We start from the raw sequence: 12,857 nt of genomic DNA, 5'->3' as shown, positions 1-12,857 counted from the left end.
TTTTTCCTTTGTATTATAAAAAGAGTTTTTATATAATAAATAGGGGAAAATACAATATGGTATTGGATCCTTGAATAATAAGGATAAATTTTATTGAAAATTGGAGGAAATGACTTATGAATAAAATTGAAACAATCTCAACTGAAGAGCTTCAAAAGAAACTGGAAGCAGGCGAAAAGCTTGAAATGGTTGACGTACGTGAACATGACGAAGTTGAATCCGGCATGATCCCTGGAGCCAAGCACATCCCAATGGGCGAAATCCCTGAAAGAATGAACGAATTCGACAAGGACAAGGAATACATCTTCATCTGCCGTTCAAGCGCACGCAGCGGCAATGTCTGCCACTACATGAACGAGCAAGGCTACAAAGTCCGTAACATGGTTGGCGGCATGATGAGCTGGGGCGGAGAAACAAAGCGCCCATAATTATAAAATTCTGAAAATCTGGCCAGAATGGATGGTAAAAAGGAAGGAAGATTACCTTGATCCAGGTCAGAGTGTTTGATCATGAGCATGAAAAAGATCTCGAACAGGATATGAACGTGTTTCTTGAAAAACTAGATGAAAAAAAACTGCTCGACATTAAATACAATGTCGCGGTCATACCTGAAGAAGAGGATGAAGAGCAGATTTACTGTTTTTCAGCCATGATTGTATACAGAGCCTGAGCCTTGAATCAGGCTCTGTTTTTATGTGAAAAAGATTCGTGACAAGGTACTAACGGGGAATAGTGTACGTCATCCAAGCCATGATGGACAAAAGCTGATGGAGACCGAACAAAAGTGTCCGTCATCAGCTCCATGACGGACAAAAATAGATGGAGAGCTAGCAAAAATGTCCGTCATCCAGTCTATGACGGCCAAAAGCTGGTGGAAACCGAACAAAAGTGTCCGTCATCACTCCCATGACGGACAGAAAAACAGAAAAAAACAAAAAAAGTGTCCACCACGTAAAGTGCGTGTGGACACTAAATACAGATATCTATTTCTCCAGCGCAAATCCAGCTGCATTGGTTCCGGCGAGCCTTCCGGTAACTAGCGCGGATGTGATATTGTAGCCTCCTGTATATCCGTGGATATCGAGGATTTCCCCGCAGAAATATAGTCCTTCTGCTTTCTTGGATGCCATTGTTTGCGGCTCGACTTCTTTGACGGATACGCCGCCGCCGGTGACGAATGCTTTATCAAGCGGCAGAGTGCCGTTGACTTTGAACTCGAATTGTTTCACCGAACTCGCAAAGTTCCTGATCTTTTCATGTCCCAGCTGTCCGCCCTGCATTGCTGGGTCAATTTCATTCCGCTCAAACAGGAACAATAAATAGCGTTCAGGCAAAAGTCCCTTAAGCAGATTTTTCAGCGCTTTTTTTGGCTCAGCTTTTATCAACTTATTGATTTCCTGGAACAATTCTTCTTCCTTCATGTCAGGAAGAGCGTCCAGGGACATGACGATCTCTTTCAGATTCCACTTTTGCATCGCTTTGACGACGAACTGGCTGCAGCGAAGCACGGCAGGGCCGCTGATTCCGAAATGGGTGAAAATCATGTCCATCTTGTGTGTGATAAGCGCCTTTCCTTTAGGGTTCAGGACACTGAGCGCAATCCCTCTCAAGGAAAGCCCCTGCAAAATCTTCTCCTTAATAAAGGGTTCAGAAGAGGTTACGGGCACTTCTGTAGGGAACAGGGTGGTGATGGTGTGGCCTGCTTTTTCCGCCCAGGCGTATCCATCACCAGTCGAACCGGTATGGGGAACGGATTTCCCGCCTACTGCGATGATCACGCTGTCTGCTAAAATCCTGTCTCCATTTTTTAATTCCACTGAATCAACTTTTCCGTCCCTGTAATGCACATCGGCCACAGGAGTATTTGTCTTAATTTCTACTTTTAACTCTCTTAGCTTTGATAAAAGAGCATCGACAACCGATTGGGCTTTATCTGTGACTGGGAACATCCGGCCATGGTCCTCTTCTTTCAGCTTGATTCCGAGCCCTTCAAAAAATGAAATGATATCCTCATTGCTGAAAATCGAAAGGGCACTGTATAGGAATCGCCCGTTTCCGGGTATATGTTTAATGATTTCATCGACAGGGAGGCGATTTGTCACATTGCAGCGTCCGCCCCCGGAGATGGCCAGCTTTCGGCCGAGCTTGTCCCCTTTATCGATCAGCAGCACCTTTGCACCTTTCTCGCCCGCAGCAATCGCAGCCATCAAGCCAGAAGGCCCGCCGCCAAGGACGATTACATCGTATTTCATTGCTTCACCAACTTTTCGTTTCACTTTTATAAATGCAGTTGCGCACTTTTCTTATTATAATGCATCTTTACTTTAAAAACATTGCCATGACTGAGAAATTCAAATCTCTTCAGCCTGAAAACTGGCAGTCAGACTGAAGAAGGAGTAAACTAGGGAATGCAGGAAATTTCTGCATCCGTTGATAAATATCATAGTGCCGGATAGTGTTTATGGTAAAATACAAGTTTGTAAACTGATTTTATTTTATAGATTGAAAAGTAGGGATTATATGTCATCTAAGCTATTACGAGGGACGTTCATACTGACAATTGGCACGATTTTATCCAAAGTACTGGGATTGTTTTATGTTATTCCCTTTTTTGCGATCGTAGGAGATTATGGGACCGCCCTATATTCGTTCTCTTATATTCCATATACAATTTTCATAAGCATCGCCACAGCCGGTGTGCCGCTGGCTGTTTCAAAGTTCATAGCAAAATATAATGCTCTTGAGGAGTATGCCGTCGGAAGGAAGTTATTCAAATCAGGAGTCGCTGTCATGCTTGCGACAGGCATTTTGTCGTTCCTGATCATGTATGTAACGGCTCCGGGTCTGGCTGATATAGTCATGAACACTAGTGGGGAAGAAAATGCGAAAATAACGGCTGAAGATGTGACAACGGTGATCCGGGCAGTCAGTTTCGCGCTGATCGTTGTTCCATTCATGAGCTTGATCCGCGGTTTCTTCCAGGGACATCAATCGATGGGACCATCAGCCGTATCGCAAGTGGTAGAGCAAATTGTAAGGATTGTTTTCGTCCTTGCAGGTGCATTTTTTGTTCTGAACGTAATTGAAGGTGATATGGTTACCGCGGTCAGCGTAGCTACGTTTGCTGCGTTCATAGGTGCACTCGGCAGTCTTGGGGTGCTTGGCTGGTATTGGGTCAAAAGAAAACCGCATTTGGATAAATTGCTGGAAGAAGATAAAAAGACGATGGATATTTCCTTGAAGGACATTTATAAGGAAATCCTTCTTTATGCAGCGCCATTTGTATTTGTCGGGATTGCCAATCCTTTGTTCCAGTTTATTGATATGATGACCTTCAACAGAGCGATGATGGCAATTGGGAATAGCCAGAATGAAGCGAATACGGCGTTTTCAGTGCTGAATTTCCAATCCCATAAGCTAGTGATCATTCCAGTTTCTCTGGCTACGGCTTTTTCATTGACGCTGGTGCCAAGCATCACGAAAGCTTTTACGGAGAACGACCGTAAGGGAATGAGGAGGCAGCTTGACCAAACGTTCCAGGTCCTGATGTATCTGACTGTGCCTGCTGCAGTTGGAATTGCCCTTCTGGCGGAACCAATGTATACCGTCTTCTATGCACATAATGATCTTGGAACAGAAGTACTGGCCACATACGCCCCAGTTGCCATCCTGTTTGCGCTATTTTCCGTAACAGCGGCAATCCTGCAGGGAATCAATGAACAGCGTTTTACGATTTTAAGCCTGTTGACGGGTTTGCTGGTAAAATTGAGCCTTAACATGCCGTTGATCAAACTGTTTGAAACACAGGGGGCAGTGATCTCTACAGCGATAGGTTACATTGTTGCAATCATCATCAATATGGTGGTGATCAAAAAGTTCGCAAGGTATCCAATGGGATTTGTAACGAGAAGGATTATCCTGATCCTTGTGTTCGCAGGGTTAATGGCAGGCGTAACGGCTGCCTTCTATGGAGTGCTTGTCCAGTTCCTGTCACCGGCTGGAAAGCTCGAATCCATCATGATCATTGTTATTTCTGCTGTTGTAGGTGCGGGTGTGTATTTTTATCTTGGTTTCCGGACCAAACTGGTGGACAGGCTCTTTGGGGATCGGGTCACAAAAATCAAGCGCAAATTAAGGCTGCCGGTTTAATAAAGAATGGCCTTCGTTTATGAAGGCCATTTTTAATGCATCCTAATAGTAAAACTGCTGGTCATTGTCGCGGATGTTCAAACGGCGCTCAATCCTATCGACCCTTCGGTCCAGCCGGTCGATCTGATTGTTCAATCTTTGGATTTGCCTTTCGAGCTGGTTGAGCCTCTGATTAAATTGGCCTCCGCCGCCAGGATATCCGCCACCAGGATATCCACCTCCTGGATAGCCTCCGCCTGGCACTCCGGGAAGGGGAATGTACAAGCCTTGCCCTTGCTGTCGGTAATTCATTAAGGTCATCTCCTCGTAATCTGATGTAAATTATGATATTAGTCTATGTATGGCAAAAGGAAATGGAATGGGCTTATGCCCATGTGAATTAGAGGGGGTATACCATGAGAATAGATAAAGTGCTTTCCAACCTTGGATATGGGAGCAGGAAAGATGTGAAAAAACTTTTAAAAGATGGTGCTGTTAAAGTGAATGGCGAAGCCATCAAGGATGCTAAACAGCATGTTGACCCTGAAAAAGACTTCATCACTTTGAATGGAGAGGAAATTCATTATCGAGAGTTTATTTATTTGATGATGAACAAGCCGCCTGGTGTCATCTCTGCAACTGAAGACAACCATGATGAGACGGTCATCGACCTGCTTGAGATGGAGGATTTGGTCTTTGAGCCTTTTCCGGTCGGAAGGCTTGATAAGGATACGGAAGGCCTGCTATTGATCACGAATGACGGACAGTTGTCCCACAGGCTGCTATCGCCTAAAAGGCATGTTCCGAAAACGTATTTTGCAGTGATCGAGGGGGAAGTAACAGAAGCGGACATTGAAGCATTTAAACAGGGTGTCACCCTTGATGACGGCTATGAGACAAAACCTGGGGAGCTTGTCATCTTAAAATCCGGTTTGACTTCCGATATCGAACTGACTATTACAGAAGGGAAGTTCCATCAGGTGAAGAGGATGTTCCAGGCAGTGGGGAAAAGGGTTGTATACCTGAAGAGATTGTCGATGGGCCCGCTTGAGCTTGATGAAACACTTGAACTTGGAGAGTACAGGGAGCTTACCGACGAAGAAGTCGAAATGCTGCAAAACTATGAAGTATAAAAAATCGCCGAGGGTGCTCCCCCGGCGATTTTTTCTTATTTTTAATTGTTTAGTGCCATACGTTTCTATTTTTCTGCTATGACGACATCTTTACTTTTTTCCGGGTCGTTGTCCATTTACCTCGGCTCGGACTTTTCACTAAGTCGTTATAAGCCAGGACATTCAAATCCCTCTGGATGGTTCGAGGAGTAATTCCGAATTCCTCTACAAGATCTTGAGTTGTGACAGTTCCATTCTGACATATATACATGTAGATGGATTTGATGCGGTTTATCATCCGGTTAGTCGAAGGTTTCAAACAACCACTCCCTATCCTTTTTTAAACCCCTTTGTCATTTTCCTGCAACCGACTTTGATTGAAGACGAATCCTCAAGTATGTAGTTTTCTTCTTTCCAGACAGCTCCTTTTGCGTCCATTTTAAAAAGGAAGTCATAAGATGTCCTACCTTTTGGACTATTTTACACTTAAATAATACAAAATTCCAGATTATTCACTGTTTTTTATGAAAATTTAACAATTAGTTATTTATCTGCCTCCCTCTATATGGTTTATATACTTAACGATATGGTTTTAAACAGGCTAAATATGACAGTTGTTAGAAAATTTGAAAAGTTTATTGTGATTGAAAGTTTACGAATAGCGAATGGAAGGAGTAAAATAAAATTCAAGTTTTCAAGTGGGGATTTGCGGTACAATAAGAACATCTTCCCGCTTAGGTGAATCCTTTCAGGGGAAAGAAAGATATACATATAACTCTCATTTGGAGGTTTTTGACCATGACTTCGATCAACTGGACGAAGGAAGTAGAGAAAAGAGAAGCGGATTTGATCAAAGATGCTCAGGACCTGTTGAAAATCAAGAGTGTTCTTGATGAAGAGAACAGCACTCCAGACGCGCCGCTTGGTGAAGGTGTAAAAGAAGCATTGGATTTCATGCTTCAATTGGGTGAAAAGGATGGCTTTACCGCCAAAAATGTTGGCAATCTTGCCGGCCATCTCGAATTCGGGCAGGGAGATGATATTGTGGGTGTTCTCTGTCATGTCGATGTCGTGCCAGAAGGGGATGGATGGTCCAGCGACCCTTATGGCGCTGAAATTCGTGATGGGAAAATCTATGCCCGCGGCGCAATCGATGACAAAGGTCCAACCCTGGCAGCATATTATGCTATGAAAATCGTCAAAGAATTGGGCTTGCCCCTTAATAAGCGTGTAAGAATGATCATTGGCACAGATGAGGAAAGCGACTGGCGTTGTGTCGACCACTATTTTGAGCATGAAGAAATGCCTTCGATGGGATTCGCTCCGGATGCTGATTTTCCGATCATCTATGCTGAAAAAGGAATCGCTGATTATGATTTAGTGTGCAAGGCCGCTGGTATAGAAAAAGAAGGCTTTGATGCCGAAGTAATCGAGTTTTCATCCGGACGCCGATATAATATGGTGCCTGATTTTGCAAAAGCTGTGCTGGCTGTTCAGCAGGGCCAGACAGATATTGTCCAGCGCTTTGACGAATTTAAGCGAAAAAATGAACTGGATGGCAAGGTGACCGTCGAGAGCGGCAGGCTAGTCCTTGAGCTGGAAGGAGTTTCAGCCCATGGCATGGAGCCTGACAACGGAAAAAATGCAGGACTTTTCATGTCTGCCTTCCTTTCGGAATTGAGTCTTGATGGAGACAGTGAAAAATTCTTTCAGTTTGCCGCTAAATACCTGGGTAAGGATTCACGAGGCAGGGAATTGGGTGTGGCATTTTCCGATGATATCACCGGAGACTTGACGATCAATGTCGGCAAACTTTCATATACCCGCGAGACCGGGGGCCGTGCCGGATTGAATATGCGTTATCCGGTTACGACGAATCTGGAAAAAACGAAAGAAATCCTGCATCAGCTTTTGGAGGCTGAAGGATTGGCCATCGAGAATTTCTCGAATTCCAATCCGCATCATGTCGATGAAAATGATTTCCTGATCCAGACGTTAAAAAAGGTTTACGAAGAGCAGGTTGGTGAAAAGGCTGAGCTGATCTCGATTGGCGGGGGAACTTATGCAAGGTCACTGAAATCCGGCGTTGCATTTGGCCCGCTGTTCCCTGGCAGACCTGATATCGCACACCAGAAGGATGAGTATATGATCATTGAGGACCTTTTGCGAGCAACGGCGATCTACGCGCAGGCTATTTATGAATTGGCAAAATAATAGTTTTTTTTAAAATCAAGGAGGGAAATCGAATGGAATATGTAATTGTAGACGATAAGGTGCTGGACAGGACCGAAGCCAAGGTGGATATTGAGGATAGAGGCTATCAGTTTGGTGATGGCGTATACGAGGTCATTCGTGTATACAACGGGAAGATGTTCACCGGGATTGAGCATTTGAACCGGCTTGCAGAGAGTGCCGAAAAAATCAGGATGAAGCTCCCGTACAGCCCTGAAGAACTTTTAGCAAGAATGGAAGAGCTAATTTCGAAAAACGAAGTGGAAACCGGAACCGTGTACATGCAGTTCACAAGGGGAACTTCACCCCGAAATCATGTTTTTCCAGGCGAAGAAGTGGCGACAACCTTTGTTGCATATACGCGCAAGGTACCGCGCCCTGTGGATCCGATGGAGAAAGGTGTACGTGCTATCCTTGACGAAGATATCCGCTGGCTTCGCTGTGACATCAAAAGCCTGAACTTGCTAGGTAATTTGCTTTCGAAACAAAAAGCGGCAGAAGCAGGCTGTTTCGAGGCTATTCTCCATCGCGGAGAAACTGTTACGGAGGGCAGCCATTCCAATATCTCGATTGTTAAAGATGGTGTGGTCATCACCCACCAGGCTGACAACCATATTCTGAATGGCATTTCACGGCAAAAGGTGTTGGAAATCTGCAGGAATGAAGGCATTCCTTTTGAGGAGCGAGCATATACGCTTGGGGAATTATCTTCAGCCGATGAAGTCTTCTCATCTGGTACAACCGTCGAAGTTATGCCAGTTGTCGAGGTGGCCGGTAACCCTGTCGGAAACGGGCAGCCTGGTTCAGTCACGAGGAAGCTTCAAACCCTTTTTAAAGCAGAAATCGAACGCCAATGCGGAAATATCTGATCATGAACCTGCGGCTTAAAAGCTGCAGGTTTTTTTATGCGGTAAGATTCATTTCAGTTCAGAACCCCTTTTGCCATTATCGCTTGCTTTGTTTTTTCTTGGCAGGAATGGGTATCATAAAAATATTTAAAACACCAGGACTGCTTTTGTTCATTCAGACAATGTACAGCAGGAAAACCGAACAGGGGGAACAGATATGAAATTCACACCTGAACAGCATATCGAACTGCATGGATTTAATAATCTCACAAAATCATTAAGTTTTAATATGTATGACATCTGTTATACGAGGACGAAGGAAGAACGTGAAGCTTATATTGAATATATTGATGAACAGTATAGTGCAGAACGGCTTACCAAAATCCTTACTCATGTTGCGGATATCATTGGAGCACATGTCCTTAATGTGGCCAAGCAGGACTACGTGCCCCAGGGAGCCAGCGTGACCATCCTCGTATCCGAAGGGCCGGTCGTCGAGGTGCCGGATGAAGCGTATGATGAATCGCCCGGGCCGCTTCCGGACAATGTAGTTTTACAGCTTGATAAAAGCCATATCACGGTCCATACGTACCCGGAGTTCCACCCGGATGAAGGAATCAGTACATTCCGCGCCGATATCGATGTCTCCACCTGCGGAGAAATCACACCGCTGAAAGCCCTGAATTATCTTATCCATTCCTTCGAAACCGATGTGATGACGATTGATTATAGGGTAAGAGGCTTTACAAGGGATAAAGAAGGGAACAAGCTGTTCATCGACCACGACATAAGCTCGATTCAAAACTACATTCCGGAAAATGTGAAAGATCAATTTGATATGGTCGATATCAATGTCTACCAGGAAAACATTTTCCATACCAAATGCAAGCTAAGAGAATTTGATTTAGATAATTATCTTTTCGGCTATACGAAAGAATCTTTGTCCCCCGAGGAACGGGAAGAAATCACCGAAAGGATCCAAGCTGAAATGGAAGAAATCGTGTCCGGAGTGACACTCCATTCGGGGACGATTTTTGAAGACGAAGACGAAGACGAAGAGATGGACAAATAGCACTAAGAAGACATGTGCTGATAAATCATTAAGACTGCAGACGAACTATTGTTTGTCTGCAGTTTTTCATTTTGTCGGTACAAGAGAGACCCCAAAGCCGGAAAGGAACCCTTATGCCAGAGAAACCGGATGCATAAGGGCAAGATAAAGCCCGGGAGATACCCTTATGCCAGAGAAACCGGATGCATAAGGGCAAGATAAAGTCCGGGAGATACCCTTATGCCAGAGAAACCGGATGCATAAGGGTAAGAAAAAGCCCGGGAGATACCCTTATGCCAGAGAAATCTGATGCATAAGGGTAAGAAAAAGCCCGGGAGATACCCTTATGCCAGAGGAACCGGAAGCATAAGGGTAAGAAAAAGCCCGGGAGATACCCTTATGCCAGAGAAACCGGATGCATAAGGGCAAGATAAAGCCCGAGAGATACCCTTATGCCAGAGGAACCGGATGCATAAGGGCAAGATAAAGCCCGGGAGATACCCTTATGCCAGAGGAACCGGAAGCATAAGGGTAAGATAAAGCCCGAGAGATACCCTTATGCCAGAGAAACGGGATGCATAAGGGTAAGATAAAGCCCGGGAGATACCCTTATTCAGGAGAAACCGAACACATAAGGGTACTAAAACACCAAGAAGGTATGAATCTCCTATAAAAAAACTCGCCATCTCATGGCGAGTCCTCTATAGATTACTCATCGAACCGGAATAAATCGCTTGAAAGATATCTTTCCCCGGTATCGCATGCAATGCAGATGACGACTTCATCTGGCTTAAGCTGTTTTGCGACATTGATGGCTGCGAAGCATGCGGCGCCTGATGATGGGCCGACTAGGATTCCTTCCTCCCTGGCGAGCCTTCTTGCGGTTTCGTAGGCGTCCTCATCTTCGATTTTATGGATCTTTTCGTAAACATCCTGATTAAGGATCTCGGGAATGAATCCGGGGCTTGTGCCAACCAGTTTATGCTTCCCTGGCTTGCCGCCTGACAGGACAGGGGACCCTGCTGGTTCGACAACGTGCACTGCCACGTCTGGGTATTCTTCTTTTAATGCCTCACCCGTTCCGGTGATTGTGCCTCCTGTTCCAGCTGTAGCCACGAACGCGCTGAGCGGTTTTTTTAGTTCCTTCATCGCTTCGATGATTTCCTTTGCCGTTGACATCCGGTGGGCATCAGGATTAGCTTCATTTTCGAACTGCATTGGCATATAGCTGTCTGGTATTTCCTTCAATAACTCTTCTGCTTTTTTGATTGCACCTGGCATTTTTTCATCTCCAGGTGTGAGTACGACTTCTGCGCCGTAAGCTTTTAACAGGTTGATTCTCTCCATTGTCATTGTATCGGGCATGACGAGGATTGCTTTGTAGCCTCTTGCCGCAGCATTCATCGCCAGTCCGATTCCGGTGTTGCCGCTTGTTGGCTCGATGATGGTTGAGCCCGGCTTAAGCTTCCCTTCGTTTTCTGCTGTAACGATCATGTTAAAGGCAGCTCTGTCTTTTACACTTTTGCTCGGATTGAAGTATTCAAGCTTCAGATAAACTGATGCTCCGCTCTCAGGTGCCAGGCGGTTTAATTTTAACAGCGGTGTTTCACCGATTAATGCTGCAATATTATTAACGACTCTCATAAGATAGCCTCCTTGAATGTACTCGATTGCTTTAGTATTCCATCTAAGTGAATAATTGATTATCAGCAACTGAAAAATAATGTTAACTTCTCTTTATCATATAAAAAAAGACTATTCCTATCAACTTGTAGGGATTATAAATGTTCATAAGGAATTTCTGCCAATATTACATGCCATTTGCTACAATAAATTCAAGTGGACGAGAAAGGGTGTATTTCATTAATGGGACAGCATGCTCATTTTTTCTATGCTCTTGAACTTCCTGGGGAAGTCAAAGAAGTATTCAAGAGCAAAATCGAACACCTGCAGGAAGAATTACCATTCAAAACCTGGGTCCATCCTCAGGATCTACATATCACACTGGCGTTTCTTGGGAATGCTCCTGATGACAAAATGAAAGCTGCCAGTGAACGAATTGAAGCAGCTATAAAGTTGAAGACCCCATTTGAGATGAAAATCGATCACCTTGGCTTTTTTGGCCGCAGAGACGCACCACGGATTTTCTGGGCTGGGCTCGAAGAATCACAGGAGTTGAGGGGAGTAAGGCAGGATGTATTCTCAGCTTGCCTGGATTCAGGGTTCACCCTTGAAAAGCGTCCCTTCAGTCCTCATATTACCATCGCCAGGAAATGGATGGGGGAAACTCCTTTTTCCTCTGGAACACTTGAGGCAGTGAACACATTTAAAAACGAACAAATTTCTTTTCAGGCCGGAAGGGTCGTTTTGTACAAGACCCATCTGGGGAAAAGTCCTAAATATGAACCAATCAAACAATTCCCGCTTGCTCCCGGTAAATAAAGCCACTGGGATACAGGTACGAAGGCAGGTCAATCTATGGCACAATTAATCAAACTACAAGACTATGTATCACGCTATGCCCAGGATATTTATCTTTATCCTTCGAGATATGTCCGGCTGAAGAAAAAGCAATGGGAGGGATTGAAGGAGAAATGGGAGAACGGACATGGCCAGCCATATAAAGATTTAAAGAACGAATCATCACCAGAACTGCCTGATTCTATCCTTGATAAAATCAAGAGCAGGATCCGCCAGCCCGGAACAGTAAAGGATGAGGAAATTGTTCCTGAAAGCCCGGGACAAAGTGATGACCACGACATTCTTATGGATGCCGATGCATTATCTTCTATCAGCAGCATTAAAACAGAAGATGAATTGAAGCAGCATTTCCTCGATAATTTGCTGCCGTTCCAGCTTAAGTGGGCAAGTTCCACATTGATAGAAAGATCCTTTATCGCAAAAGAATTCACCCATGACCGGACCCTGAAGTTTTTGCTTCAGCGTTTTCCGGATACCTTCCTCATTTTATATAAACCTATCTTTTTACTGAAAAAAGCGCCGGTTGAAGCAGAATTGGTATTGGTCACTCCTTCTGCAGCTATTTGTATTTCATTTGTTGAAGCAGAAGAGGATGCTGCTTTTGTCGGCTCGAAGGACCGATTCTGGATAAAAAAGACAAAAAATAAGGAAACGAAAATCCTCAATCCGCTGATTGCCTTGAACAGAACAGAGAAAATCGTCAAATCTCTTTTTGATATGTACGGGGTGGATCTGCCTGTGCAAAAATTGCTGTTGAGCCGAAACGGCTACTTTGACTATCCTTTGCCGCCATATGGGGTGCAGTTCATCGATAAACGAAATTTCGAGGAATGGTTCTTGGCCCAGAGAGGAATGAAATCTCCATTAAAGCATATGCAATTAAAAGCGGCACAGGTACTGCTCCAATTTTGCCAGACAACATCGGTCAGGAGACTTGAATGGGAAAACCGCCCTGGGGAAGAAAAGTAAGAGATTTGGCAAGTTAAGAACCTAATAAATAGATAA

The 12,857-nt window shown here is 44.5% G+C and carries 13 protein-coding genes; 9 read left to right on the top strand and 4 right to left on the bottom strand.

The features are described from left to right. Positions 1-116 precede the first annotated feature (116 nt). Together QNH36_RS18640 and QNH36_RS18635 are read left to right on the top strand one after the other, a co-directional pair. Positions 117-428 (top strand): rhodanese-like domain-containing protein, encoded by a 312-nt coding sequence (locus QNH36_RS18640; RefSeq protein ID WP_144477164.1) that lies wholly within the window; start codon positions 117-119, stop codon positions 426-428. A gap of 56 nt (positions 429-484) precedes the next feature. Beyond that, positions 485-670: a sporulation protein Cse60 gene (locus tag QNH36_RS18635; RefSeq protein ID WP_144477167.1), complete on the top strand. Its 186-nt coding sequence runs from the start codon at positions 485-487 to the stop codon at positions 668-670. A 313-nt stretch (positions 671-983) separates the two neighbouring features. Here the strand turns inward: QNH36_RS18635 and QNH36_RS18630 are convergent, their stop codons facing one another. Next, on the bottom strand, positions 984-2,252 hold the full coding sequence (locus QNH36_RS18630; RefSeq protein ID WP_283903958.1) for a BaiN/RdsA family NAD(P)/FAD-dependent oxidoreductase: 1,269 nt from the start codon (positions 2,250-2,252) through the stop codon (positions 984-986). A gap of 268 nt (positions 2,253-2,520) precedes the next feature. Between QNH36_RS18630 and QNH36_RS18625 the strand changes: the two genes are divergently transcribed. Next, positions 2,521-4,149 carry a putative polysaccharide biosynthesis protein gene (locus QNH36_RS18625; protein ID WP_283903957.1) on the top strand — a complete coding sequence of 543 codons (1,629 nt, stop codon included), beginning with the start codon at positions 2,521-2,523 and terminating at the stop codon, positions 4,147-4,149. A 42-nt stretch (positions 4,150-4,191) separates the two neighbouring features. Here the strand turns inward: QNH36_RS18625 and QNH36_RS18620 are convergent, their stop codons facing one another. Further along, the gene (locus QNH36_RS18620; RefSeq protein ID WP_144477176.1) at positions 4,192-4,440 is read right to left on the bottom strand and encodes a hypothetical protein; all 249 of its coding nucleotides are present in this window, start codon (positions 4,438-4,440) and stop codon (positions 4,192-4,194) included. A gap of 104 nt (positions 4,441-4,544) precedes the next feature. Here QNH36_RS18620 and QNH36_RS18615 point away from each other — a divergent pair, with 104 nt between their 5' ends. Next, on the top strand, positions 4,545-5,261 hold the full coding sequence (locus QNH36_RS18615) for a pseudouridine synthase (protein ID WP_283903956.1): 717 nt from the start codon (positions 4,545-4,547) through the stop codon (positions 5,259-5,261). 76 nt (positions 5,262-5,337) lie between these two features. On the opposite strand, the gene QNH36_RS18610 is transcribed toward QNH36_RS18615, so the two are convergent. Continuing rightward, positions 5,338-5,559 carry a DeoR family transcriptional regulator gene (locus QNH36_RS18610; RefSeq protein ID WP_079510115.1) on the bottom strand — a complete coding sequence of 74 codons (222 nt, stop codon included), beginning with the start codon at positions 5,557-5,559 and terminating at the stop codon, positions 5,338-5,340. Positions 5,560-6,038: 479 nt separating this feature from the next. On the opposite strand from QNH36_RS18610, the gene pepV reads away from it, so the two are divergent. The 3 genes from pepV (at position 6,039) to speD (ending at position 9,392) form a co-directional block, all read left to right on the top strand. After that, complete coding sequence (gene pepV, locus QNH36_RS18605; RefSeq protein WP_283903955.1) at positions 6,039-7,454, top strand: dipeptidase PepV; 1,416 nt, start codon at positions 6,039-6,041, stop codon at positions 7,452-7,454. A 32-nt stretch (positions 7,455-7,486) separates the two neighbouring features. Continuing rightward, a complete protein-coding gene (dat, locus tag QNH36_RS18600; RefSeq protein WP_283903954.1) occupies positions 7,487-8,341 on the top strand; it encodes a D-amino-acid transaminase in 855 nt (284 codons plus the stop codon). Between the two features lie 196 nt (positions 8,342-8,537). Next, positions 8,538-9,392 carry an adenosylmethionine decarboxylase gene (gene speD, locus QNH36_RS18595; protein ID WP_251544745.1) on the top strand — a complete coding sequence of 285 codons (855 nt, stop codon included), beginning with the start codon at positions 8,538-8,540 and terminating at the stop codon, positions 9,390-9,392. A gap of 687 nt (positions 9,393-10,079) precedes the next feature. On the opposite strand, the gene cysK is transcribed toward speD, so the two are convergent. Continuing rightward, complete coding sequence (gene cysK / locus QNH36_RS18590) at positions 10,080-11,015, bottom strand: cysteine synthase A (protein WP_144477190.1); 936 nt, start codon at positions 11,013-11,015, stop codon at positions 10,080-10,082. 222 nt (positions 11,016-11,237) lie between these two features. Here cysK and thpR point away from each other — a divergent pair, with 222 nt between their 5' ends. Both thpR and QNH36_RS18580 read left to right on the top strand, forming a co-directional pair. Next, positions 11,238-11,813 carry an RNA 2',3'-cyclic phosphodiesterase gene (gene thpR / locus QNH36_RS18585; protein ID WP_251544744.1) on the top strand — a complete coding sequence of 192 codons (576 nt, stop codon included), beginning with the start codon at positions 11,238-11,240 and terminating at the stop codon, positions 11,811-11,813. Positions 11,814-11,849: 36 nt separating this feature from the next. After that, positions 11,850-12,821, top strand: a complete 972-nt coding sequence (locus QNH36_RS18580; protein WP_251544743.1) for an NERD domain-containing protein — start codon at positions 11,850-11,852, stop codon at positions 12,819-12,821. Positions 12,822-12,857: the final 36 nt, after the last annotated feature.

It is taken from the genome of Mesobacillus sp. AQ2 (assembly GCF_030122805.1).
In the GTDB taxonomy this organism is placed as follows: domain Bacteria; phylum Bacillota; class Bacilli; order Bacillales; family Cytobacillaceae; genus Mesobacillus; species Mesobacillus oceanisediminis_A.
The sequence above is the reverse complement of the archived record's forward strand: the minus strand, read 5'-3'. Positions and strand labels throughout refer to the sequence as shown.